General features: G+C 59.1%; 24 protein-coding genes, 1 tRNA gene and 1 pseudogene. 9 read left to right on the top strand and 17 right to left on the bottom strand.

Going from position 1 to position 24,013, the window contains the following annotated elements; translation table 11 throughout:
• The first annotated feature begins 123 nt into the window (after positions 1-123).
• Together BD293_RS16865 and BD293_RS16860 are read left to right on the top strand one after the other, a co-directional pair.
• A complete protein-coding gene (locus BD293_RS16865; RefSeq protein WP_142083769.1) occupies positions 124-993 on the top strand; it encodes a branched-chain amino acid aminotransferase in 870 nt (289 codons plus the stop codon).
• A gap of 67 nt (positions 994-1,060) precedes the next feature.
• Positions 1,061-1,697 (top strand): annotated as a pseudogene (locus tag BD293_RS16860) (glutathione S-transferase).
• On the opposite strand, the gene BD293_RS16855 reads toward BD293_RS16860, so the two are convergent.
• Together BD293_RS16855 and BD293_RS16850 are read right to left on the bottom strand one after the other, a co-directional pair.
• Positions 1,694-4,213: a cation:proton antiporter gene (locus tag BD293_RS16855; RefSeq protein ID WP_142083767.1), complete on the bottom strand. Its 2,520-nt coding sequence runs from the start codon at positions 4,211-4,213 to the stop codon at positions 1,694-1,696. The pseudogene BD293_RS16860 and the gene BD293_RS16855 sit on opposite strands and share 4 nt — an antisense overlap.
• Positions 4,214-4,263: 50 nt before the next feature.
• A complete protein-coding gene (locus tag BD293_RS16850; RefSeq protein WP_142079384.1) occupies positions 4,264-5,328 on the bottom strand; it encodes an IS630 family transposase in 1,065 nt (354 codons plus the stop codon).
• A 197-nt stretch (positions 5,329-5,525) separates the two neighbouring features.
• On the opposite strand from BD293_RS16850, the gene BD293_RS16845 reads away from it, so the two are divergent.
• Positions 5,526-6,484 (top strand): IS630 family transposase gene (locus tag BD293_RS16845; protein WP_142079597.1). Its coding sequence is split into 2 segments (ribosomal slippage): positions 5,526-5,867 and positions 5,870-6,484, totalling 957 coding nucleotides; the frame shifts between segments, so codons are not numbered across the junction.
• Between the two features lie 12 nt (positions 6,485-6,496).
• Here BD293_RS16845 and BD293_RS16840 read toward each other — a convergent pair.
• A complete protein-coding gene (locus BD293_RS16840) occupies positions 6,497-7,360 on the bottom strand; it encodes an N-formylglutamate amidohydrolase (RefSeq protein ID WP_142083764.1) in 864 nt (287 codons plus the stop codon).
• Positions 7,361-7,507: 147 nt separating this feature from the next.
• Here BD293_RS16840 and BD293_RS16835 point away from each other — a divergent pair.
• Both BD293_RS16835 and ykgO read left to right on the top strand, forming a co-directional pair.
• Positions 7,508-7,582: transfer RNA gene (locus BD293_RS16835), tRNA-Val, on the top strand.
• 65 nt (positions 7,583-7,647) lie between these two features.
• A complete protein-coding gene (ykgO, locus tag BD293_RS16830) occupies positions 7,648-7,773 on the top strand; it encodes a type B 50S ribosomal protein L36 (protein WP_084386057.1) in 126 nt (41 codons plus the stop codon).
• Positions 7,774-7,885: 112 nt separating this feature from the next.
• Here ykgO and panB read toward each other — a convergent pair whose 3' ends face one another.
• The 5 genes from panB to BD293_RS16805 all read right to left on the bottom strand — a co-directional run bounded on the left by panB (position 7,886) and on the right by BD293_RS16805 (position 11,795).
• Positions 7,886-8,695, bottom strand: coding sequence for a 3-methyl-2-oxobutanoate hydroxymethyltransferase (gene panB / locus BD293_RS16825; RefSeq protein WP_142083762.1), 810 nt, complete (start codon positions 8,693-8,695; stop codon positions 7,886-7,888).
• A complete protein-coding gene (panC, locus tag BD293_RS16820) occupies positions 8,692-9,561 on the bottom strand; it encodes a pantoate--beta-alanine ligase (protein ID WP_142083759.1) in 870 nt (289 codons plus the stop codon). The genes panB and panC overlap by 4 nt, the downstream gene beginning before the upstream one ends.
• Before the next feature lie 79 nt (positions 9,562-9,640).
• Positions 9,641-10,138 (bottom strand): hypothetical protein, encoded by a 498-nt coding sequence (locus tag BD293_RS16815; RefSeq protein WP_142083757.1) that lies wholly within the window; start codon positions 10,136-10,138, stop codon positions 9,641-9,643.
• Positions 10,139-10,241: 103 nt separating this feature from the next.
• A complete protein-coding gene (hemF, locus tag BD293_RS16810) occupies positions 10,242-11,138 on the bottom strand; it encodes an oxygen-dependent coproporphyrinogen oxidase (protein ID WP_142083754.1) in 897 nt (298 codons plus the stop codon).
• 63 nt (positions 11,139-11,201) lie between these two features.
• Positions 11,202-11,795, bottom strand: coding sequence for an HD domain-containing protein (locus tag BD293_RS16805; RefSeq protein WP_142083751.1), 594 nt, complete (start codon positions 11,793-11,795; stop codon positions 11,202-11,204).
• 135 nt (positions 11,796-11,930) lie between these two features.
• On the opposite strand from BD293_RS16805, the gene BD293_RS16800 reads away from it, so the two are divergent.
• Positions 11,931-12,695, top strand: coding sequence for an SDR family NAD(P)-dependent oxidoreductase (locus BD293_RS16800; protein ID WP_142083749.1), 765 nt, complete (start codon positions 11,931-11,933; stop codon positions 12,693-12,695).
• A gap of 2 nt (positions 12,696-12,697) precedes the next feature.
• Here BD293_RS16800 and BD293_RS16795 read toward each other — a convergent pair whose 3' ends face one another.
• From BD293_RS16795 to BD293_RS16780, 5 genes are all read right to left on the bottom strand, one after another.
• A complete protein-coding gene (locus BD293_RS16795; protein WP_246086376.1) occupies positions 12,698-13,204 on the bottom strand; it encodes a helix-turn-helix transcriptional regulator in 507 nt (168 codons plus the stop codon).
• Between the two features lie 36 nt (positions 13,205-13,240).
• Positions 13,241-13,639 carry a hypothetical protein gene (locus BD293_RS16790; RefSeq protein WP_142083745.1) on the bottom strand — a complete coding sequence of 133 codons (399 nt, stop codon included), beginning with the start codon at positions 13,637-13,639 and terminating at the stop codon, positions 13,241-13,243.
• A gap of 52 nt (positions 13,640-13,691) precedes the next feature.
• The gene (locus BD293_RS16785; protein WP_142083743.1) at positions 13,692-14,312 is read right to left on the bottom strand and encodes a hypothetical protein; all 621 of its coding nucleotides are present in this window, start codon (positions 14,310-14,312) and stop codon (positions 13,692-13,694) included.
• A 1-nt stretch (position 14,313) separates the two neighbouring features.
• Positions 14,314-14,457 (bottom strand): hypothetical protein, encoded by a 144-nt coding sequence (locus BD293_RS22775; protein WP_170207172.1) that lies wholly within the window; start codon positions 14,455-14,457, stop codon positions 14,314-14,316.
• 261 nt (positions 14,458-14,718) lie between these two features.
• Positions 14,719-15,480 carry a hypothetical protein gene (locus BD293_RS16780; RefSeq protein WP_211841049.1) on the bottom strand — a complete coding sequence of 254 codons (762 nt, stop codon included), beginning with the start codon at positions 15,478-15,480 and terminating at the stop codon, positions 14,719-14,721.
• Between the two features lie 317 nt (positions 15,481-15,797).
• Between BD293_RS16780 and BD293_RS16775 the strand changes: the two genes are divergently transcribed.
• The 3 genes from BD293_RS16775 to BD293_RS22770 all read left to right on the top strand — a co-directional run bounded on the left by BD293_RS16775 (position 15,798) and on the right by BD293_RS22770 (position 19,083).
• Entirely contained in the window at positions 15,798-17,150 is a 1,353-nt protein-coding gene (locus tag BD293_RS16775; RefSeq protein WP_142081982.1) for an IS1380 family transposase, read from the top strand.
• A 207-nt stretch (positions 17,151-17,357) separates the two neighbouring features.
• Positions 17,358-17,876: a hypothetical protein gene (locus BD293_RS16770; RefSeq protein ID WP_142083739.1), complete on the top strand. Its 519-nt coding sequence runs from the start codon at positions 17,358-17,360 to the stop codon at positions 17,874-17,876.
• 679 nt (positions 17,877-18,555) lie between these two features.
• Positions 18,556-19,083: a hypothetical protein gene (locus BD293_RS22770; RefSeq protein ID WP_170207171.1), complete on the top strand. Its 528-nt coding sequence runs from the start codon at positions 18,556-18,558 to the stop codon at positions 19,081-19,083.
• 248 nt (positions 19,084-19,331) lie between these two features.
• On the opposite strand, the gene BD293_RS16755 is transcribed toward BD293_RS22770, so the two are convergent.
• From BD293_RS16755 to BD293_RS16740, 4 genes are read right to left on the bottom strand one after another with little or no spacing between them, the layout of a single operon-like run.
• Positions 19,332-20,396 carry a BMP family ABC transporter substrate-binding protein gene (locus BD293_RS16755; RefSeq protein ID WP_142083734.1) on the bottom strand — a complete coding sequence of 355 codons (1,065 nt, stop codon included), beginning with the start codon at positions 20,394-20,396 and terminating at the stop codon, positions 19,332-19,334.
• Between the two features lie 32 nt (positions 20,397-20,428).
• Positions 20,429-21,358, bottom strand: coding sequence for an ABC transporter permease (locus BD293_RS16750; protein ID WP_142083732.1), 930 nt, complete (start codon positions 21,356-21,358; stop codon positions 20,429-20,431).
• Positions 21,355-22,440, bottom strand: a complete 1,086-nt coding sequence (locus BD293_RS16745) for an ABC transporter permease (RefSeq protein ID WP_142083730.1) — start codon at positions 22,438-22,440, stop codon at positions 21,355-21,357. Before BD293_RS16745 ends, BD293_RS16750 begins: the two co-directional genes overlap by 4 nt.
• Entirely contained in the window at positions 22,437-23,963 is a 1,527-nt protein-coding gene (locus BD293_RS16740) for an ABC transporter ATP-binding protein (protein WP_142083728.1), read from the bottom strand. Before BD293_RS16740 ends, BD293_RS16745 begins: the two co-directional genes overlap by 4 nt.
• Positions 23,964-24,013 lie beyond the last annotated feature (50 nt).

The following is a 24,013-nucleotide window of genomic DNA, read 5'->3' as shown; positions in this document are numbered from 1 at the left end:
TATGTCAGCCTTGTTGACATTCCAAGAGCGAATTGATAGCGATTCCCCGATTTGACGTAACATTATGTCCGTAACGGACCTTTTTTGCGCAACATCTGGAAAAACGCCATTGAGGAGGCACTGATGGTCGGCGGATATGATGACAAGGACGGTATGATCTGGATGGACGGGCAACTGGTGCCGTGGCGGGATGCGAATGTGCATATCCTGAGCCATGCAATGCACTATGCCTCTTCCGTTTTCGAGGGCGAGCGCTGCTATAGCGGCAAGATTTTCAAAAGCCGCGAACATTCCGAGCGCCTGTTGGAATCCGGCCGCCTGCTGGATATGCCGATCCCGTATTCGGTCGATCAGATTGAAGCGGCCAAGACCGCTGTGCTTGAGGCCAACAACCTGACCGATGCTTATGTCCGCGCGGTCGCATGGCGTGGTGCAGGGCCGGATATGGGCGTCGCGGCGCGGCGCAATCCGGTGCGCATGGCGGTGGCCGCGTGGGAATGGGGCGCTTATTACGGCGACGCAAAATGGCAGGGCGCAAAGCTGGATATCGCCAAATGGCGCCGCCCTTCGCCCGAAACCATCCCGACATCGGCCAAGGCGGCGGGTCTGTATATGATCTGCACCATGTCCAAACACGCAGCCGAAGAAAAGGGCTGCTCGGACGCGTTGTTCTACGATTATCGCGGCTATGTGGCCGAGGCGACCGGCGCGAATGTGTTTTTCGTAAAAGATGGCGAGGTGCACACACCTTGGCCCGATGCCATCCTCAACGGGATCACACGCCAGACCGTGATTGCCATGCTGCGCGATATGGGGATCGTGGTGCATGAGCGCCATATCATGCCCGAAGAACTGGCCGGTTTCAGCGAATGCTGGCTGACCGGAACCGCCGCCGAGGTGACCCCTGTGGGCCAGATCGGCGAGCATAATTTTCAGGTGGGCCAGATGACGCGCAAGGTTGCGGAAACCTACGAGGCGCTGGTCCGCGCATAAGCTGCGCTGCAACATTGGTATCGGGTGGGCATTTGCCCTGCCCGATACACCTGCAAGAAAGGCCGCCATGCACCCGATCCTTTGGTCCTTTCGCCGCTGCCCTTATGCGATCCGCGCGCGCCTTGCGCTGGCGGCAAGCGGGCAAACGGGTCGCGCTGCGCGAGGTGGTGCTGCGCGACAAACCGGCAGAGTTTCGCGCCGCTTCCCCCAGTGCAACCGTGCCCTGCCTTGTCACATCAGAACAGGTGATTGACGAAAGTCTGGACATCATGCGTTGGGCGCTAGCGCGGCATGACCCGTACGGCTGGTTGGACATGCCCGCAGCGGGCTGGGACTGGATTGCGCGCAATGACGGGCCATTCAAACGCGCGCTGGACCGCTGCAAATACGCCAGCCGCTACCCGCAAGAGGACCGGACCCAACATCTGGCCGATGCCGCAGCCTATCTGGCTGAACTTGATGCGCAGATCGACACCTGGATTTTCGGCCGCCCCACGCTTGCAGATTTCGCGTTGCTGCCCTTCGTTCGCCAGTTTGCCTTTATCGACAAGCCGTGGTTCGATGCCCAACCTTGGCCGGACCTGCAAGACTGGCTTGCGCGGTTTCTTGCATCGGCGGAATTTGGCGCTGTCATGGGGAAGTATCAGCAATGGGTGGCGGGGCAGGATATCTGCCTGTTTCCGCCAGACGATACACCGCGTTAGGGAAGGCGCTGGGGCGGGTCGGACAGGGCCGCGCTGTCCAGTGTCACGCCGCGCAATTCCGCACTGTGCAAAACCGCATCATAAAGCGAGCGATTGCGCGTAAGCAGGCGCTTGAAGCGTGCCTCATCCAGTGACAGCAGGGTGCAATGGCTGATCGCGCTGATCATGGCACGGCGTGGCTGGCGGGTCAGCAGGCCGATATGGCCAAAAAACTCGCCCCGGCCCAGACGCACTTTCTGGCCCTTGCGTTCCATTTCGACCGCACCGGATGCGATGAAATAGACGCAATGCGGCACCTCTCCCTTGCGCAATAAGACGGTGCCGGGTTCGACATGATGGGTGCGCAGCGCCCGCGCCAGCTTGCGGCGCTGATCGTCGCGCATTCCCTCGAACAAGGGGAAACTGCGCAAGAACGCATCTTTTTGCAGCGCAAAATCCAGTGCCGGGCGCGCTTCGACCTTGCTGCGGCGGCCCGACAGCCGGTTGCGCAAAGTCGCATGCAGCTCGCGGCTGATCAGCCCGTCGCTGAACAACGTGTCATATTCGCGTTCCTCCAGCCGGAGTGAGGCACGGCGGATAAAGCGGCGCTCCATCTCTTCGGCATAGCCGGGGTATTGCAGGCGCAGCCCCTCGACGGCGTTGTCGGTTTCCTCTTCGCGGCGGCGCAGAAGTTCATGCAACAGATCCGCCACGCGGCGGCCATGAATGCGTCGGATCTTGCTGTTGATATAGCTGTGCAACTCGCCCAGAATCAGGCGCTGGTTCAGCAAAATCTCGAACCGTTCGGCGGTCATACGCTCCAACGGCAGCGACCAGCGCAACCGGTTGTGAATTGTAACGGCCAGCCGATACCACCCGCCATAGCCCAAAGCCTTGCGCCCTGCCGCGCGATATTCGTTGCGACCGCCCCCGCGCGTTTGCTCAATCAGACGGTCGACATCTGACAGCATCCGATCCACCAGCCGCGCGGAAAACAATTGTTGGCGGAAATTCTCGATAATCAAATCCCGCTCGCGCCCGGCCAGTGCCACAAGGCCCAGTGTCACGCGGTCGCGGTCCGGGATTTCCTCGGCGGCCTCGGCCAGTTTTACTGCGCCGTCCAGCCGTTCGCCGAAGCGCTTTGCCTCAGAGCGGATCACTTCTTGCGGCAGTTTGAAATCGCGTGCAGTTTCGGCGACTTCCTCGCGCACATTTTGCAGCGCCACCGCGATAACCTGATTCGACAGCGCCTGATCCAGCCGTGGCAGCCGGTCCAGCCCCAGCCGCGCGATCACCCAGCGCAGGGTCGTCCCCTGAACCAACAGCGTGAACAAGGTAAAGCCCGTGGCAAGAATGCCCACCTCGCGCTTAATCGCGGGGGGCACAAGGGCGTTTTCCGTAACAGCCAGCGCCAGCGCCAGAGTCACAGCCCCGCGCAGCCCCCCCCACAGGATCGCCGCGCGATAGGCGGGTTCCACCTGCGGCGACAGGCGTACAAAGGACAAGGCGGGCAACATGCCCCACAGAATGATCCCCCGCGCAAAGAAAGCCGCGAGGATGACGACCCCCATCAGATACAGATCGTTCAGACGCAGATCGCCCATCAGGCGCGGAATAAGCAGCGCTGCCAGAATAAAGATCAACGCCCCCGCCCAATAGGCCAGCACTTCCCAGACTTCGCGCAGATAACTCCAACTGATTGGGGTCAATCGCCCCGGCCCTGTCAGGTTCAGCGTCAGGCCCGCGACAACCACGGCAATCACGCCCGAAGTGGCCAGAAACTGCTCGGCGATGATATAGGTCAGATAGGGCAGCGCTACGCTGATCGAGACTTGTGCGCGCGGAAAGGTCGGGATTACCGACATCAACGCCACAGTCAGCCGCGCAAGAAACAGGCCAAGCAAAACGCCGCCGAAAACCAGCCACGGAAAGATGACCAGCGCATCTTGCAAACTCGGGTCCGGCACACCGGACATCACAAAGGTCAGAAAAAACCCGAACAGCGCAATCGCGGCGGCATCGTTCAGCAGGCTTTCCCCTTCGACAATGCGGGTCAGGCGCTGGGGGGCGGCGATGTTGCGAAAGATGCTGACCACAGCGGACGGGTCGGTGGTCGACACAATCGCCCCGATCAAAAGGCAGGCCGCGAAGGACAGGCTGGTAAACGGGCTGAGCGCGTAACCAATAACCACCGTCGCCACGATTACCGCGCCCACAGCCATGACAAGAATCGGCACCCAGTCATCCAGCATACGGCGCGCATTGACCATCAGCGCCACCTGAAACAACAAGGTTGGCAGCAGCACATACAAAAAGATGTTGGACCGGATCGGCAATTCCAGAAAACGCCGCATTACGGGGTTCAGGGTGGTCGCCAGATCGCTGGACAGCACATACAGCGCACCCGCACCGATAACCGCCCCCACAATCGCCAGAATTACCGTGAACGGCAGGCGCAGCCGCTCGGACAGCGGCTCGGACACGCCTATGACGATGAAGAGCACGGCCAAAGCGCCGACAAGTGCAATGATATCCATAAAATGACTATAAGCAGAAAATATTGCAGAGAGAATGAATTATACCCGCCTTACGCGAAAACCCGAAAATTGTCGTGTGAGATGACACGGAAGTTGTCGGAGATGGTGTCGCGGAAGCTCCGCCATTCGTTGGGGAGGGTTTTTCGAAAAAATGCGAGTATCGCATCGGCAAATTGCTTTTGCGTGGGATAATACTGATTGTGTGTGACACAGCGGTGCATGACGGCCCACAATCGTTCAATCGGGTTGAGATGTGGGCAATATGGCGGCAATGGGATCAAGTGGATGCGGCAGTCCGGCCTTGCAAGGAAGTCTCGCACCTCTTGCCCTTTATGATACGCCGCGTTGTCCCAGATCACGTGGATGAGGCGCTTGTAAGGGTTGGATGCCTCGATTTTGGCCAAGAGCTGGACAGCGCTGATCCCGTCTACCGTAATCGGCTCGACAAACGACAAATCGAATGTTTCCAAGTTCAGTGCACCATGGATGTTCACACGCCCACGCCCTGCTGTGGTCTGCACGGCAGGATTTGTCCCGGCCTTCACCCAACCATAAGCCGGTTTCGTCTGATACTCCGGATGCACGGCATCTGCGAAATAGACAGCTTCATCAGCCCCCAACTCGTTCAGCAAGCGCTGATACATCTCGATGAAGGCGGCTTGTGCTGCGGCAGGCGCAACGCGCGGAAGTCCCTTCGGCTTGCGATACTCAAACCCCAGACGCGTCAGAAGCTTGATGCAGCCAGAATGGGAATACTCCAAGCCATACGTCGCGGAGATATGGGCCCGGACCTCGGTCGTCGAACGACAAAAACGATCCTCCAGCCACGCGCTGAGTTCGGCCTCCTGAGCCGAGGTCATCCGGGATTGACCGCCCTTCCATCCATCAGTGGATAGGAGGTCCCAGCCCCCTTCGCGGTAAGCCTTGTACCAAAGACGAACCGTATCATCGTCAAGGTAAAGAAATTCGGCGATCAGTTGGCAGGATTTGCCCTCATCCAGCAGCAAAATCGCATTGGCGCGACGCGCAACACCGTGATCCTCGCGATGGCGTCGCACACAGGACATCAGCTCAGCACGTTCTGAAGATGTCAGGAATTTCGGCTCAATACGCATGAACCCATCAGAATCCAATCAAACCGAACCGTCAAGCAAAACTCGGGTTCCACAGGACTCGGAGTATAGCTATGCAAAAACTGCAATTATCAATGATCTGTGACAGAATGCAGCACTAGAGCGCCGCGCTTGAAACGTGAATCGATGGATTCCCTTTGAGGTTGATTTGTGATTCATGTTCCTTGGGAGGATGTCTTATGTCATCAGCATTGCCGTCAGCGCTTCGTGCGCGGTTTCAAGAGTGTATTGTAGAAGGATTGAGCGGTCGTGCCGCAGCAGCACGGCTGAAGTTGTCCGCCGCCACTGGTGTGCGATGGCAACGCAGGCTGCGGGAAACGGGTTCGATTGAGCCGGAGCCCCAAGGCCGTCCTCCTGGTCATGGGAAGCTGTCTTCTCATCAAGCGTTGCTGGAAGAATTGGTGGCGCAGGATGGTGATATCACTTTGCCAGAACTTGCCGGTGCATTGGAAGCTGCCACTGGCATTACCGCGCACGCGGCCTCCATCGGGCGGTTTCTGCGCAAGCTCGGATACACATATAAAAAAAGTCGCTGGTTGCCACCGAACGGTTGCGCGCTCATGTGAAGGAGCGGCGTAAGAACTGGTTCAGGCATCACCTGCCTGCCATGCAAGCGCATCCTGATCGGCTTGTCTTTATTGATGAAACCTCCGTCAAAACCAACCTGACCCGTCAATACGGACGCAGTCTCTGCGGAAAGCGCCTGGAAATGGATGCCCCGTTCGGGGCGTGGGGAACGCAGACATTTATCGCTGGTTTGACGCACGACAATCTGATCGCGCCGTGGGTCATCAAAGGGGCAATGGATGGTGAAGCCTTTGAGGCCTATGTCCGAAATGTCCTGGCCCCGGAATTACAGCCAGGCACTGTCGTTATTTGCGACAACCTCGCCACCCATTACAACAAGGCTGCTGCGACGGCTTTAAGAGATGTGGGATGCTGGTTCTTGTACCTGCCGCCATACTCCCCTGACCTCAACCCCATCGAGATGGCTTTCTCAAAGCTCAAGGCACATCTGCGTAGGATTGGAGCCAGAACATTCGATCAGATGTTCGACGCGCTCACGGAAATCTGCGACCTCTTCACACCGGACGAATGCTGGAACTTCTTCTGTGGGGCTGGATATGCATCAGGTTAAAGGCTCGACGCTCTATTCAGCAGCGAGGGGAACCGCGCCGCTCTGGCTGCGACCAAGGGCTGCGAGGTCACGCACCACCCCATCCATCAGGGCCTGGAAGCTGTCGAAATCGGCATTGGGGCAAACCTGGCGTTCGTCCAGATACAGGCTGCGATCAATTTCAATCTGGATCGCATGTTGCCCGCTGGAGGGTAGGCCATACCGCTGTGCGATATAGGCCCCTGCAAAGGGTGAATTGCGCGCCACACGCAGCCCGGCTGCGGTAAAGACCGCGGCGACAGCTTCGGTAACCTCGGAATGCGCAGAGGCCCCGAAACGGTCGCCCAACACGATATCCGGGCGCAGCGAGGTATGCTGTCCATTCATGGCAACCGCATCGCGCGGCATGGAATGCATGTCCAGCAAGATGGCGCGACCATGGCGCGCGCGCTGTGCCGCCATGATCGCAGACAGTTTTTCGTGATACGGGTGCCAGTAGCGGCGCAAGCGCAACTCGGCCTCGGCCTGAGAAATCTTGCCACGGTAGATTGCCCGCCCGCCTGCCACGACACGCGGGATCACGCCCAGACCGGAACTGATACGCGGGTTCAGCCCGCGCACGGATACCCCGGCGATGAGGGCGGGGTCCAACTCGGTCGCGGCGCGGTTGTAATCGACATAGGCGCGCGGCGCACCGCCCAACAGAATGCCCGCCCCCGCCACAGGGGCTGCGCGCAAAAGGCGGTCGACATACGCATCTTCCGAGGATCGCAGCAGCATCGGGTCAAGTGTTGTTGCTGCCAGAAATTCCGGCGGATACTCGCGCCCGCTATGGGGCGAGGCGAAGACCACAGCACTGTCAGGCGTAGCGGCGGGAAGGAAGATATAGGACTGCATGGCACCGTTCTGTTTTTTTTGACTATAGCGCATGGCATTGAGTATTCAAAAGCCCTTGATCCTGCCTGCGACTCCTTTTATAGACCGCTCAATTGACGCGGTGCTCTCCGCGTCCCTTTTGTTTGGGGCGCAGAAAACATCTGGTCAGGGCGCGTAGCTCAGTGGTAGAGCACTACGTTGACATCGTAGGGGTCACAAGTTCGAACCTTGTCGTGCCCACCATTCACCCCTGCATCTTGCAGGACCAACCGCAAAGGCGCTCGCGCGCCGCGAATAGGAGAAGGCCAATGAAGGTCAGAAACTCGCTGCGCTCGCTCAAGAGCCGCCACCGCGATTGTCAGATCGTGCGCCGTAAAGGCCGCGTTTATGTGATCAACAAGACGCAGAAGAAATTCAAAGCCCGTCAGGGCTGAGTATTTCCTCATCGGAATCTGAAGTGCCGCCCCAAGCCTTGCGCTTGGGGCGGCTTTCTTATGTGTGACCGAGTGGCGCAATACTGACTCTGCGCCGCCCTGTCGTGCCATGTCAGCGATACACGTTATCCTCGCCCGGAAAGGTGCGGGTTTTCACTTCCTCGGTATATTCCGCGACTGCGCGTTCAATTGCGGGGCCAAGATCGCCGTAAACCTTGACGAATTTCGGCACACGCGGGTTCAGGCCCAGCATGTCTTCGAGCACCAGTATCTGCCCGTCACAGTTTTTCGACGCGCCTATGCCGATGGTGGGAATATCCACCGCTGCGGTGATCTTGTCAGCCAGCTCTTCGACCACGCCTTCGACAACGAGCGCAAACGCACCGGCTTCGGCCACAGCGCGGGCGTCGTCGATATGGGTTTTCCATGCAGCCTCGTCGCGGCCCTGCACCTTGAACCCGCCCATGGTGTTCACCGATTGGGGCGTCAGCCCGATATGCGCCATGACAGGAATCCCGCGTTCGGACAGAAAGCGGATCGTCTCGGCCATGCGCGCGCCACCTTCCAGCTTGACCGCACCGCAGGCGGTTTCCTTCATGATCTTGGCGGCATTGCGAAAGCCCATGTTGGGTGATTCTTCGTAGGTGCCAAAGGGCATATCGACCACAATCAGCGCGCGTTTGGTGCCACGCACCACGGCGCGGCCATGCATGATCATCAGGTCCAGCGGCACGCCGATGGTCGAATCCATGCCGTGCATCACCATGCCAAGACTGTCACCCACCAAAATGAAATCCGCGAATTTATCAACAATAGCTGCCGTATGCGCATGGTACGAGGTCAGCGAGACAATCGGATCGGCGCCCTTCTTCGCGCGGATTTGCGGAACCGTCATGCGGCGGATGGGGGCTTGGGTGCTCATGTGCTTTCCTTTGCGGGGTGTAGGACACGGTTGTCGATCAGAAACACCTGACCGAATTTGGCGGCCAGCAGAATCACCGCAGGCCGTGTCAGCGGGCCTGCAATGGTGTCGAGGGTGACTGCATCGCGGATATCCACCGATTGCACCTGCGCGCGCGGCTCGGCCTCTAATGTGGCGCGGACATGGCTGCGAAGGCGCGACGCAGTGATGCCTGTAGGGGCCATCTCGGCGGCCTGTTCCAGCGCGCGGGCCAGAACGGGGGCGGCGGCGCGGTCGGCGGGTGACAGGCGCACATTGCGCGACGACATGGCCAGCCCGTCCCCTTCGCGCGCGATTGGGCCGCCGATAATCTCGATCTCCATATCCAGATCGCGCACAAGGGTGCGAATAACCGCAAGCTGCTGGAAATCCTTTTCGCCAAACACAGCCGCATCGGGGCGGATGATGTTGAACAGTTTGGTCACAACTGTGGCCACACCCCGAAAATGCCCCGGCCGCAACCGGCCAATCAGCACTTTCGCAAGCTCGGTCGTCTCGACAATCGTCTGGGCTTTGGGGTCGTACACCTCGGCCGCGTCGGGCGCGAAGACCGCATCAATACCCTCGGCGCGCAGCAGGTCGAAATCGCGCGCCTCGTCGCGGGGGTAGCTGTCGAGGTCTTCGCCCGGCCCGAATTGCGTCGGGTTGACGAAGATCGACGCGATGACCTTGCCGCCCGCGCCTGCACGCGTACGGGCCAGCCGCATCAGCGACAGATGCCCCTCGTGCAGGAATCCCATTGTGGGCACCAGCACCACATCACACCGGTGCGCGCGCCAGTCGTTGATGACGGCCCTTGCCTCAGCCTTCGTTCGGCAAATCTGCATATGTCATTGGTTCCCTGCCCCGCCTTGTTGCGCTGTGTTTAAGCGTTTGGTGCGGCTTGGGCAAGCGCAGGCGCAGTCATCAGTCAGCGGCCAGAAGCGCGAAATCCTGCGCCAGTGACTGGCGGTCATGCACGCCGTTCACCACCTGCACCCTGCGCCCCTGTGCATTCAGCAAGATCAGCGTCACGCGCCCCTGACCATGGCCTGCTGCAAACCGCGCGCCCTTCTCTGTGGTCAGATTGGCGACACGGTACAGCAGTTGGTCATCATTGAAATCGCGCATGGCGGCGCGCGCCTCGCGTTGCAGGCGCGTACAATCAGGGCAGCTTGGGTCATGGATCTGCACAATCACCGGAACGCCCTGCCCGATCACGTCAAGGTCGGCTTCCGCGACAGATGCCATCACACCGTGCGCCAGAAAACCGACACCCCCCGCCACCGCAACCCCAACTGCACCAAAGGCCGCAATATTGCGCAGCATGGCGCGGCGGGTTGTTGGTGGCGCTGCGTTTGGGCCGGAGGCAGATTGTTTGCGGTGCCCTTTAGTTGCGGGTTTCTTGCGCCGGTTCTTGCTCATCTTGCCCTCAATCCTGTGGTGCTACAGCAGGGTATACGCCCGCTTGCCCTTGGCGCGAACCATCCTCTCGGTGTCGTGAACGGACGTGACAGGCGCGAGAAGGTCAGACCCAGCGCGCGAAGGGCGGCAGGCTCATCAGCACGGCATCGGGGTCATGGCCTGTCTGCAAACCGAATTTGGTGCCGCGATCATAGACAAGGTTATATTCGGCATACAGCCCGCGATGGATAAGCTGGGTTTCCTTGTCGGCGTCGGACCAGTTCATCTGCCGACGCCGTTCGACCTGCGCGAGAAAGGCAGGCAGAAATGCGCGGCCCACATCTTGGGTGAAGGCGAAATCGCGTTCCCAATCGCCGGTGCAATGGTCGTCGTAGAAAATCCCGCCCACACCGCGCGCGCGTTTGCGGTGCGGGATATAGAAATACTCATCCGCCCATTCCTTGAAACGGGGGTACAGATCGGCACCATGCGGGTCACAATGACGCTGCAAGGTGGCGTGAAAATCCGCCGTATCTTCGCTGTATTCAATACAGGGGTTCAGGTCGGACCCGCCGCCAAACCACCAGCCGCCCGGTGTCCAGAACATGCGCGTGTTCATATGCACCGCAGGCACATGCGGGTTCTGCATATGGGCGACCAGTGAAATGCCGCTGGCCCAGAAGCGCGGGTCATCTTGCAGGCCCGGAATTTCCTTGCGCGCGGTCAGGGACCGCTGCGCCTGATCGCCCAATGGGCCAAACACCTCTGAGACGTTGACGCCCACCTTCTCGAACACGCGCCCGCCGCGCATGACGCTCATCAATCCGCCGCCCGCATCCGCGCCATCCGGCCCTTGGCGCGAGGTTTCGCGTATCTCGAAGCGCCCCGCAGCATGGTCGGACATCGGGCCATCGGTATGGTCATCTTCCACGCCCTCGAACGCCGCAACGATCTGGTCACGCAACTCGCGGAACCAAAGGGCGGCGCGGCGCTTGCGGTCAATGAACAGATCGTCGGTCATGGGCAGTATCCTTTTCGCTACCCCTCAGATTTGGCATGGTGGGGCAAAAGTGACAAGATAAGTTTACATTTTCGCAAGCAGCTCTGCATGGCGGGCCAGATAGGCGTTGCGCGCGTCGCGCGGGGGGCGCAGATGCAGCGACAATTCCGACAGCAGGGCCGGATCAGGGCGGCCAAAAAACCGGTTTGCCTCGGCCTCGGTGAAGCCAGCGATGCGCGTGGCCTCCAGCCATGCGGAGAGTTTATCGGCGGATTTGATGCGTTTCTTGATCGCGGCAGGCAGATGGGCGGGCAACCCGAAGCGGATGTGAATCGCCACGCTGAGGCGGTCATCCAATTCGCCATAGCTGGGGCCGACCGCCGCCTTGACCGGGGAAATCATGTCCCCGATTACATATTCCGGCGCATCATGCAGCAATGCGGCCAGTTGCCAGCGCGGGTCGGGGCGGGCACTGGTACGGGTGAAAATTTCTTCCACCAGCAAGGAATGTTCGGCCACGGAATAGGGCCAGTCGCCCATCGTCTGCCCGTTCCAGCGCGCAACAAAGGCCAGACCATGCGCGATATCCTCGATCTCGATATCGACAGGGGTCGGGTCCAGCAGGTCAAGGCGGCGGCCAGACAACATGCGTTGCCAGGCGCGAGGGGGTGGGGGCATAGGGCTTCTCTTGCAGGTTTTGTGATGGCATAGCTTCCCAAGCGCTGCGCGGCAAGCCAGTGACGCAACGTCGCCTTTGCGGGGCGGGTCTGGCATACGCATAGCTATAGGCCAACAGGAGAGAGGGGAAAGCGCATGGAGATTGCAGGACATCTGGCGATTGTGACCGGCGGCGGCAGCGGCTTGGGGGCCGCGACAGCGCGCCATCTGGCCGCCAAAGGCGCCGAAGTCGCTATTCTGGACTTTGACGAAGCACGCGCGCAGGCCGTGGCCACCGAGCTTGGCGCACGCGCCTATAAGGTGGATGTGGCCGATTCAGACTCCGTCGCTGCGGGCGTGGCGCAGGCTGTGGCAGATGCGCGCGGCGCGTTGCGCATGGCGGTGAATTGCGCGGGCATTGCCAATGCCGCGCGGGTTGTGGGGCGCGATGGCACCCCCTCAACCGCGCTGTTCGAGCGTGTGATTCGCGTCAACCTGATCGGGTCGTTCAATGTTATGGCCCATGCGGCGGCTGAAATGCGCAAACTGGATGCGCTGGCGGGTGGCGAGCGGGGGGTGGTGGTGAACACATCGTCTGCGGCATGGCAGGACGGGCAGGTAGGACAAGCGGCCTATGCCGCGTCCAAGGGCGGGATTGCCGCGATGAGCCTGCCAGTTGCCCGCGATCTGGCCCGCGACGGCATTCGCTGCATGGCCATCGCGCCGGGGCTGTTCCGCACCCCGATGATGGAGGCGCTGCCGGAAGAGACCACGTCCGCGATCACGGCAAACATCCCCTTCCCCGCCCGATTGGGTGATCCGGCTGAGTTCGCGCTGATGGTCGCGCAGATTATCGAGAACCCCTATCTGAACGGCACTACGATCCGGCTGGACGGGGCAACGCGACTGCCCGCAAAGTAGCGTCAGGGTTCTGGAATGGCCGATACCAGATCCTTAATCACATAGGCGACGAGCTGCTGTCGGCTGCTCAATTCCGATTTTCGGAAGATTGAAGACAATTGAGATTTCACAGTCGATTCTGTCGTGCCGCGCAATTTGGCTATTTCGGCATTGGAGAAACCCTTGATTACCAGAATGGCGACATGGCGTTCTGTCAGGGTCAGTTTCCACACTTCAAACTGGCGGTCGACATAGTCATAAAACTGGCCCGCCGCCGCCTGCAATTGATCGTTTATGCGCGTCGCACGTCGTGACCCGATGCTCAGCAACACAACACTGCTGATTACCCCGAATAAAAGCCCGAAACTGGAAAGTATTTCCAGCAATTCCTGAACTTCCCAAGCCACCCACAGGAATTCAATCAAGAACAGTTCCGACAGAATCTTTATTATAAAGAAGCCTGCACTTGCGACCTGAACAAAAAGCACAAGAATAATTATGATGAGCACTGGCCAACGAAAGCCAAACATCACAGGGTTTCCCGCCACAATTGATTGATACTTTTCTCAGGGATTTGGAACAATCCTGATACCTCCCGAATGGTTTTGCAAAAGGTCTTCGATCGGTATCACGGGAATAACCTGTGGATCGGCCCCGGCATTTTTATAGGTTTCCACAATCACATCACGCAGGATGCGTCCGTTTGCGCGGCTGACCACAATTTCACGCCTATGAACATTATTCTCGGCCCATATCCTGAGCCTGTTCAGCAACGTGCTGGACACCTCTACAATACTGTAACCGCGTTGTTCAAGCGTTTGCAGAACCGCAATATAATGGTCATTCCCCTCGCGTCCGACACTGCGCTCGACATCGACGATACTCATCCCGCGCCCGGATTGGCCGGCCACTGCTGTCGCACTGGCCAGAAAAATCAGCATGATAAAGGTTGAAAATCGCTTCACGCAAGCCACTCGATTGCAGGAACGGAGGTCTGCATGACCATAGGCGACACCATCAGTTGACGCAAGATTGCTCCGCGCTCAGGTAGCTTTGCTCTGCGCGGAACCGCATTGCACTATTGCCCACCGCGCTTTCGATGGCCAATGCGACAGACATGTAATCGCAGGGCATCCGCATGGATGCATCGGCGATAACCCCGCGCGACATTGAGAAATCATGTCTGGCAAATGAGGCGCTGCCAATGATGACGGGTGTTTCGGGTGACCGTGTGCGGAATCCGATCAGCATGTCCACGGCCTCTGCTGTCGTGCCAAGCGTATCAATATTCACAACCAACAAGGCTTGCTCAGACCTCAGGCCCAGAATTGCACTCTCTGCGCGGGCGAAATTGCTGAGCGACGCAATCGACAACGCAGGCGCGGCAATCTTTGATACATGCGAAAACAGCGGGCGCGTTTGCCCTTCCACAACATAGATGCGGCGCTCCTTGATCAGATGCGGTGCCACGACATCAAAGCTGACAGCGATGCCCAAGTCGCGGTCCCTGTTTCTGCGGTGGTGCTGTGCATCGGTCTTGTCATAGCCCAGACGTGCCAGAATTCGGGACAACATGCCGGGACGAATTGAACCTTCGCGGCTGTCGCGGGGGAGGTGGGGATCTTGGAACAGCGTCATGCTACACTCCGTCGAAATATGCAGGCGATCCGTCTTTGGGAACCGCAAGGCAGAACTCGCTGCCGCCACCCACATGTGCCAAAAGGATCAGCCCAAGGAATTGCCTGCGTTCGGGCCTTGTCTTGCGGCCAATGCGGGCAATCATGTTTGCGTCCTTAGAAACTGCGCTCTCAGATCACGCACCGGGCGTGGGACGCGACCTGACCGCCATATTGCGGCCGCACCGCTGAAAAGGAATGCCCGCTTGGTATGATTGGCGGCCTATAGCACTTAAGTCAGGGGGGGTGCCGATGGCTGAAAAGCGCATATCACGCAGCATGACGCAGATATTCGGAAACCGCGGCCACGGTCCCCGAATACCCCTGTCAGGCCGTTAAAATTATGGGTAACTGGCCCGCCGCCCACCCTAGCGCGCCAGAGCTGCTTGTAGGCTGGACTGGGTGGTGTTGATAATAATGCCTTGGGGTGTTGCCCGTCCACCGGCCGTGGAATACTCAACGCACCCCCCGCCATCAGCCGCGCCCGGATCAACAGCAATACGGACGCGGGTCAGTTCCGTGCCGGTGACATAGGCCCCGACGACCACACCCAGAAATGTGCCACTTGCATCCAGAACCGCGATGCCGTTCAGCACATCATAATTGCCTGCACCAGAACACTGGCTGGCCGGTGTCAGGCGCTGAATTATCGAGATAGTGCTGATATCAATGAAGGGTTGCCCCGGAATTGTGCCCGGCGGCGCCCCCCCCGGAGCCTGACCATCAGGTGGGGTGCTGGGGCTGTCAGGACCACTGCTGCCTGTCGTCAAACCGACCGATGCAACACTATCTGGCCCAAGGACACTTGCATCTGCATCGACACTACCAACACTTGCCGAAACACTGGCAAGCCCACTATCCCCACCGACACTCGCACCGGCCGAAACGTCAGAGCCGGCACTGGCATCCACGCTAGCCGCACTGCTACCGCCAACCTCGGCGCCCACCGACAAATCGCCAACATTGGCCCCGACACTCAGCCCGCCATCATCGCTGCCACCGATCGACAGCAATTGCGCTTGCACGCTCAGTGGTGCCAACACCATACCAAAGGCAGCGGCCAACAAAGCTCTCCCGCGCCACTGCGTTTTACTCGTGATGCGCTTTGCGTTTCGTTCAAATATCTGCATGACCCGTTTCCTTCATCGTCACGAATGACTGCTTTGTGCTGCACAAGCGCGAAGGATCGTAAAACCCGTATCAACGTTTTGCAGCACGGCATTCACCCTGCTGCGCCCATCTATATCGGTTTCGCACCCCCCAAGACCACGCTGTACAAACAAACCGCCGGATACAATTAAGACCGGCAATACCGATTTGTCCGTGTGATAAATAATGCATGGTTCAGTATGTCCCGCATTCCCCAAGTAAATCTATGATTTTGCTGTCCTAACCATGGTATTTCTTATATAAATCATGGTGTTGATGGATGCAGGGGGCGAGTTTTATGGATCACCCAGAGGGTGCGGGCTTGCAGCGAGCAGATCGGGTGGATTTCGACCCTCGCGTGCGACTGGAATTTCGCGGCACTCAGCTCAGCTCCGACGGTGGCCTTCTGGTGATGCGCGAGCTGGATGACGCGCTCGGGCTGTCTGGCCTCGCGTCTGCGGCGCTGTGCGACAACCGCACCGGCAAGAACACCGTCCATCGGCTCGACGGGCTGTTCCGGCAGTCAGTGTTCGGGCGGCTGGCCGGATACGAGGACGTCAACGATGCCGACCGTCTCGCGCTCGATCCCGTGATGCGTCAGGTTGTTGGTGGTCGGGCTGTCGATGCGCAAGCGGCCTCGGCCTCACAGATGGGGCGGTTCGAGACCGAGACGCTGGCCTTGCCCGAGAACCGGGCGGCACTGGCCGACCTGAACGGCCAGTGGATCGACCGGTTTCATGACCGCAACGGGCTGAAGTTCATCGTGCTGGACATGGACAGCTCGGTCAGCCCCACCCACGGCGATCAGGAAGGTTCCGCCTGGAACGGGCATTTCGACTGCACCTGCTATCATCCGAACTTTCTGTTCAACCAGTTCGGGATGCTGGAACGCTGCGCCCTACGCAATGGCAACGTCCATAGTGCTGATGGCTGGCGGGACGTCCTCGACCCCGTCATCGCCCGATATGCCAAGCGCGACATCATGCGCTTATTCCGCGCCGATGCCGCCTATGCGAACCCCGCGATCTATGCGCGGCTGGAAGAAGTAGGCTATTTCTACGCCATCCGACTACCCGCCAACAGCGTCCTGCGCGAGAAGATCGCGCATCGGCTGAACCGGCCCGTAGGGCGGCCTTCGCTGACCAAGGTGAAGCGGTTCTTTGAGGATTTCCACTATCAGGCCGCGTCCTGGGACAAGGAGCGCCGCGTGATTGCCAAGATCGAATGGCACCCAGGCGAGCTGTTCCCGCGTGTTGGCTTCATCGTCACCAACTTGCCGATGGAACCGGATTGGGTGGTTCGGTTCTACAACCAGCGCGGCACGGCCGAGCAGCATATCAAGGAGGGCAAATACGCCTTCCACTGGACGCGGCTGTCATGCCGGAAGTTCCGCGACAACGAGGTGCGGCTGCAATTGCACGCGCTGGCTTACAATCTGGCAACCTTCCTGCGCTGCATCGAGCTGCCCGAGGCCATGGCCGACTGGTCATTGACCAGCCTGCAACTGAAGCTGATCAAGATCGGGGCGCGTGTCGTCCGCCACGCCCGCGCCATCACCTTCCAACTGGCCGAGGTCGCGGTGACTGGCCCAATGGTGCGCGCCATCCTTGCCGCCATCCGCCGATTGCGAGCGCCACCGCTATGCGCATGACCGCGATCCGGACCCAAACTGAACGAAAGCGGCAGGACAGGTCCGTCCACCGCGCTGAAAAACGTCGCCGCCGAGCCGGGATGCTGCGGGCTCCTGGCCCGATCCGCCCAACTCCAGGCGTTTGCGCGACCGCAGACGCCGCTCGGGACGAAAAACGCTTGATCAACTGGCGCAATCAGGCGATCTTGACGTCAGACGGCAGGCCACTTGGGGAATGTCGGTTTAGATTCTCAAAAAGGGTGGCGTGCGCTTCAGACGGCATTGATCACTGCCTACAAACCCAGTTCTGCGCCGGTTGATAAACAGTGCATAATCCAAGCATTCCAGGCTCATGGTATCTGTCTTCCGGACCAAGAAATTCTCGATGCAATTTCGCTGCGCTTGACGCGTCTGCCGTTTGATATGCCTCTCGACTACATTCCTGATCGGCCGCTCGCTGCTATTCCACGCGGAACTGATCTTATCTCGCTGACGGAGGACAGGATCAGAGATTTCGCGGAATGGGCCGCAAGGGGTGGCACAGGTTGGGATCCTGATGAAGTGTGGAATTGGGTTGATCGCCAGTATGAGCGGTTAAACGAACGTGCAATGCGCCTTGCCGCGGAAAATGATCTAGCTGAAGTCGATGACGAAAAGGAAATCTGCGATGTATCGGTCAATAGTCTTATGGACGACTATCTTTCGGTTTGGCCGCCGCAGAAAATTGCCATCACGTCACGATCCTGAAAGAAGAGGATTCGGGGCGTGCGTTTATACACCGATAGTCTGGATTCTCATGATTCTGAAAATTTACACCTTTTGCAGCAATTTTTCCGCAAACTGATTCATTTCGGTTATGACAACTGGCGACAAACAGCAATCGCACCTATTGTGCATGCGCGATCAAAGCTCAAAGTTTATCGTATCTTAGTATGAAGCCCATACGGCTTTGGTGCTATTTTTATTGTAATTCAATGGGTTATTTAATAACCACCCTTTGCCGAAGTAAACAAACTGTGTATCCCTTTTGTAAGGGGATGCACCGAATTGTGCCAAACCGATATCGGGTCAGGTGGCGTTGCTTGCGTTAAGAGTGTGGTTATTCAAAGGCTATCTGGCAAATCTGTAACGTCAAGGGTGACAGATCAGGAGATCGCACATGCCACTTAAATTTACAAAAAATAAACCAAAAACATTTACAGTACCGCGCAAGTATTTGCTTGCAGCCGCCGCCTTACTGGGGGCAACGGCGCTGGTTCAGCCGGTACAAGCCTCTAGCTTGCTTGGATCACTGACCAGTACGGTTGATAGCACTGTAGATGCTGTCGGCAGCGTGACCAGCAAGGCAACCAGCGGGACTGTGACCGCTTCGGGCACGGGCGAGTCGACAGGCAGTACCGTTGGCGTTTCAGTAGGGGTCGGCGGAGTGAGCGCAGATGCCACGGTCGGTGGCGATAGCACAGCCTCTGTCAGTGTTGGCACCGGCGGCGGTGGCGGCGACGGCGGTAATGGCGGCGGCGACAACGGTGGCGGCGATAATGGCGGCGGGAACAACGGCGGCGGCGGTAACGGTGGCGGAAGCAACGGTGGCGGGAACAACGGTGGTGGCGGTGGCACCGGCGGTGATAACGGTGGCGGCGGAATTGGTATCCCGAATGCAACTGCGCTTCAGAGCGCCCCAAGATCCGCGGCATCAAGCCGGTGTTCGGCAGCCGGAAATTATGATGTGCTGAATGGCGTGGCCGTGTTTGATCGTGACAATGTCTTCCTCGGAAATGTTGTTGGGGGTTATACCAGCGGCTCGGACCTGACGCGTGTGCGTGTGGCGGTCAGCACGCAGGCTGTCCCCAGCGGTGGCTGCGTCGAATACCCGACAACAGGCGGGCGCGCCACGGCCCAAGGCCTTGTCGTGAACACGACGCTGGACAGGCTTGTCTCGGCGCTGATGCAATAACTGAAACAAGAACTTGGTCCGGTCGAGGTATCGGACCAAGGCGCCTGCGTTTTGATACCGCTGTTAGTTATCTTTCTTGCCACGGGTATTGGTATCGGGCCAAAGCGCAGGCCATTTCGCGGCGCTGAAATCAAGGATGCGCGCCCTTGTGTGTCGTCGCGCTGGCACAGCTTGCCACAAGGGCGGCAAACGCCAGAAAAAAGCCCCCGGCGCATGTCCGGGGGCTTTGTCTGTGTATGGGGTCGGGATTAGTTGGGGAACTCTCCGGTGATCCCTTCGACGTAGAAATCCATCGTGGCAAGCGCGCCATCTTCGGCCACTTCGCCATCAGCCAGCCAAGGTGTGCCGTCCTGGCGGTTGATCGGACCTGTGAAGGGGTGATATTCGCCCGCCGCTATGGATGCGACAAGGGCATCCGCCTCTTCCTGCAATTCTGCCGGAACGCGGTCATTCCAAGGTGCCATCTCGATCACGCCTTCGGCAAAGCCCATCCAAGAGTTTTGCGCTTCCCAAGTGCCATCTTTCACCGCCTGAATGCGGTCGATGTAATAGGGTGCCCAGCGGTCAACAATGGCAGACAGATGCGCGGTCGGGCCGAAATCGACCATGTCGCTGGCCTGCCCAAAGGCCATGACGCCTGCATCTTCGGCAACGCGAATGGCGGCAGTGGAATCGGTGTGCTGCATGATCACATCTGCGCCCTGCTCGATCAGTGTTTCGGCGGCGTCTGCTTCCAGCGCTGGGTCAAACCACGAATAGGTCCAGATGATGCGGAAATTCACATCCGGGTTCACAGCTTTGGCGTGCAGATAAGCCGAATTGATGCCAGAAACCACAGCCGGGATCGGGAATGAGGCGATGTAACCGATGGTGTTGGTTTCGGTCATCTTGCCTGCAACATGACCCAAGACCGCGCGCCCCTCATAGAAGCGTGCATCATACAGCGAGATGTTGTCGTGTTCCTGAATATAGCCGGTCGCATGCTGGAAGTGGACATCGGGGAAGCGGCCCGCCACAGCATTGACATCTGGGCCATAGCCGAAAGAGGCCGCGAAGATCACATCAGTGCCCGAAATGGCCATTTGTGTCATAACACGCTCGGCATCTGCGCCATAATCGACATTCTCGACAATGTTCGTCTCGACCGCATCCCCGAAATGGTCCTGCAATTCCTGACGGGCGCGGTCATGACCAGCGGTCCAGCCAAAATCCCCCACCGGGCCGATATAGATGAAGCCGATCTTGGTCGTGTCGGCAAAGGCCGGTGTGGCGAGTGCAGCACTCAGCACAGCGGCTGTAACCAGTTTTTTCATGTTTGTGGTCTCCCTGTTGGCAGCGTTTTGCCTCAACTCGAGGCGTGGAAAGGTTTGTTCAACGAGCCCGGCGCGTTCAATGAGCGCCCCTTGCCCGATGAGATGATGACAAGCACAAGGATGGTTATCAGGTACGGTGACATTGACAAGTACTCGACCGGAATACGAACGCCTGCGGCCTGCAAATTCAGTTGTAGCACAACTATGCCGCCAAACAGATAGGCACCCGCCATTGCGCGCCACGGCCGCCAGCTTGCAAACACCACCAGCGCCAGCGCAATCCAGCCCGCCCCCACGGTCATGCCTTCGGTCCATTGCGGCACGCGGATCAGCGACAGATACGCGCCCCCCAGCCCCGCACAAGCGCCACCAAACATGATCGCCAGCACGCGCACGCGCTTGACATGATAGCCCAGCGCATGGGCGGCATCGTGGTTCTCGCCCACCGCGCGCAGGATCATGCCCGCGCGGCTGTATTTCAAGAACCACCAGACAGCGCCCACCAGCGCGATTGTCAGATAAACCACGATATCATGCGTGAACAGCGCCCGTCCCAGAAACGGGATATCGGACAGAAACCCAAGGTCCAGCTTGGGCGTGCGCGGCGGGGTGATGCCCACATAGCGCTGGCCCAAAAGCGCCGTCAGCCCCAGCCCGAACAACGTCAGCGCCAGTCCAGAGGCAACCTGATTGGTCATCAGCGCCTGTGTCAGCAACGCAAACAGCAACGACAGCGCCATGCCCCCCAGTGCCGCACCGATGAAGCCAATGAACGGGCTGCCGGTATTGACGGCGATGATAAAGCCCACACAAGCGCCCATAATCATCATCCCCTCGACGCCAAGGTTCAGAACGCCCGACTTCTCCACCACCAACTCGCCGATAGCGGCCAGCAGGATCGGTGTTGCGGCCACCATCAGCGCGGCCATCAGCACCGCAGGATTGATTGATCCAAGGATCATGCGCTGGCCCCCCTTGTCAGCCGTAAGCGATAATTCGTCTGGAAATCCAGCGCGAGCAGAAAGAACAGCAGCATCCCCTGAAATACCTGAATGGCGGCACCGGGCAATTGCAGCATCATCTGGCTGAGTTCACCGCCAATATAGGTCAGGCCCAGCAACAACCCCGCCAACACAATACCAAACGGGTTCAACCGGCCCAAAAAGGCCACGATGATCGCTGTAAAGCCATATCCGCTGGCAAATTCGATCCGCACTTGCCCGCCGGGGCCAGACACCTCGAACATGCCCGCAAGCCCCGCCAGCGCCCCTGATATTCCCAGACACACCACCACCAGCCGAGCGGGCGATACGCCCCCAAAGCGTGCCGCGCGCGGCGCTTGTCCGGCCAGTTGAATATGAAAGCCCAACATATGCCGCGTCATCATCGCATAGGCAAAGATGACTGCGATCAATGCCGCGACAACACCCCAATGAATACCCGTATTTGCAAACAACTCGGCATTATGCGCGGCCTCGTAACGGCGCAGGTCGCGCGAACCGGGGAACCCCGCAATGTCAGGATTGCGCATCAGGCCCAGCGACATGGCCGCCAGAATGCGCTCGGCCACATAGACCAGCAGCAGTGAGACAAGGATTTCATTGGTGTTAAAGCGCGTTTTCAGGATTGCAGGGATCATCGCCCAGAGAAATCCGCCAAACGCCCCCGCCAGCACCATCAGCGGGAAGATATACCACCCCGGCGCAGGAAAGAATGCCAGCGCAACACCGGCGCCGAACAGCGCACCGATGATATACTGCCCTTCGGCCCCGATATTCCAGACATTGGCCTTGAAACCAATGGCCAGCCCCACCGCAATCAGGATCAGGGGGGCGGATTTTATCAACAGTTGCGGGCGCGAATAGCTGGCGAATGTCTCGGAAAAGATCGGGTCAAAGAAAATCAGCCGGATCGCTACAAACGGGTCTTTGCCCAACATGGCAAACATGATCCCGCCCGCAAGCATTGTTAGCGCGACGGCCAGAAACGGGTTGGCAATGCGCCAGAATTTCGATGGCTCTTTACGTTTTTCTAGCCGGATCATGCGCTTGCCACCTGTGCCACATGCATATCATGCGCCCCGCCCATCATCAGGCCGATCTCTTCGACTGTCAGCCCTTTGGAAGAGCGCACTCTGGTCAGACGCCCCTCATTCAAGGCCGCGAAGCTGTCGGCCACTTCCAGCAATTCATCCAGATCCTGAGAAATTACCAGCACAGCCGCCCCCTTGCTTGCCAGATCGAGCAGGGCCTGACGGATGGTCGCAGCGGCGCTGGCATCCACGCCCCAAGTAGGCTGGTTGACGATGATGACATCGGGATCAAGTTCGATCTCGCGGCCGATGACAAATTTCTGCAAATTCCCGCCTGATAATGCGCGGGCCAGCACATGCGGGCCGGGGGTGCGCACATCAAAGCGGGCGATGATCTCGCGGGCAAAAGCCTCGCTGGCGCCCCAGTCGATAAAACCTTTCTTGGCCAGCCTCTTGCGCGCACTTGCCGAGAGGAGCGCATTCGCGGTCAGGCTCATATCCGGGGCAGCGGCGTGGCCGAGGCGCTCTTCGGGCGCGCTGACCAACCCGCGCTTGCGCCGACCATTCGGCCCCAGATGGCCCACAGGCAACCCTTTTAATTGGACCTGCGCCGATGGCGACAGCAACTCGCCCGACAGCATCAGCAACAATTCATCCTGCCCATTACCCGCCACGCCCGCAATTCCCAGAACCTCGCCCGCGCGCAAAGTGAAGGAAATATCCTTGAGCGAGGTGCCAAACGGGTTGTTGGATTTCAGCGAAAGGTTGTCCACCGCCAGCACCACATCGCCCACAGGCCGCGCGGGCCGCGCGGGCGGGTGCAGCACTTGCCCCACCATCAACTCTGCCAACTCGCGCGCGGTTTTCTCGCGCGGGTCACAGGTGGCAATCTTGCGCCCCCCGCGCAGAATCGTGGCCTCGTCGCACAGCGCGCGGATTTCTTCCAGCTTGTGCGAGATATAAAGAATGGCCGTGCCTTCGGATGACAGTTTGCGCAGCGTGCGGAACAAAATGTCCACCTCTTGCGGGGTCAGCACCGAGGTCGGCTCGTCCATAATCAGCAGCTTGGGGTCTTGCAGCAAACAGCGCACGATTTCCACGCGCTGCCGCTCGCCTGCGGACAGTTCACCCACCAGTCGCGTCGGGTCCAGCGGCAGGCCATATGCTTCGGATACATCGCGGATGCGGCGCGCCAGATCGCGCAAGGGGGGCGGGTTTTCCATACCCAGCGCGACGTTCTCGGCCACGTCCATCGCATCGAACAGGCTGAAATGCTGGAACACCATCGCCACACCATTGCGCCGCGCATCCGAGGGCTGGGCCGGCGCGAATGGCTGGTCGCGCAAGGTCATCGTGCCCTTGTCAGGCTTGACCAGCCCATAGATCATTTTCACCAGCGTCGATTTGCCCGCGCCATTCTCGCCCAAAAGCGCGTGCATCTGCCCTTCGCCAATCTCGAAGGACACGTCATCATTGGCGAGAACGCCGGGATAAGCTTTGGTCAGCCCCTCAAGGCGCAGCAATGGCTTGCGCATGATTTTATCCCCCTGTCAGTGGCCTTGCATGGCTCTTTGCTTGGTGTCAG

The organism is Roseinatronobacter monicus (assembly GCF_006716865.1).
GTDB classification, from domain to species: domain Bacteria; phylum Pseudomonadota; class Alphaproteobacteria; order Rhodobacterales; family Rhodobacteraceae; genus Roseinatronobacter; species Roseinatronobacter monicus.
This window is presented reverse-complemented; position numbering and strand designations above follow the sequence as displayed.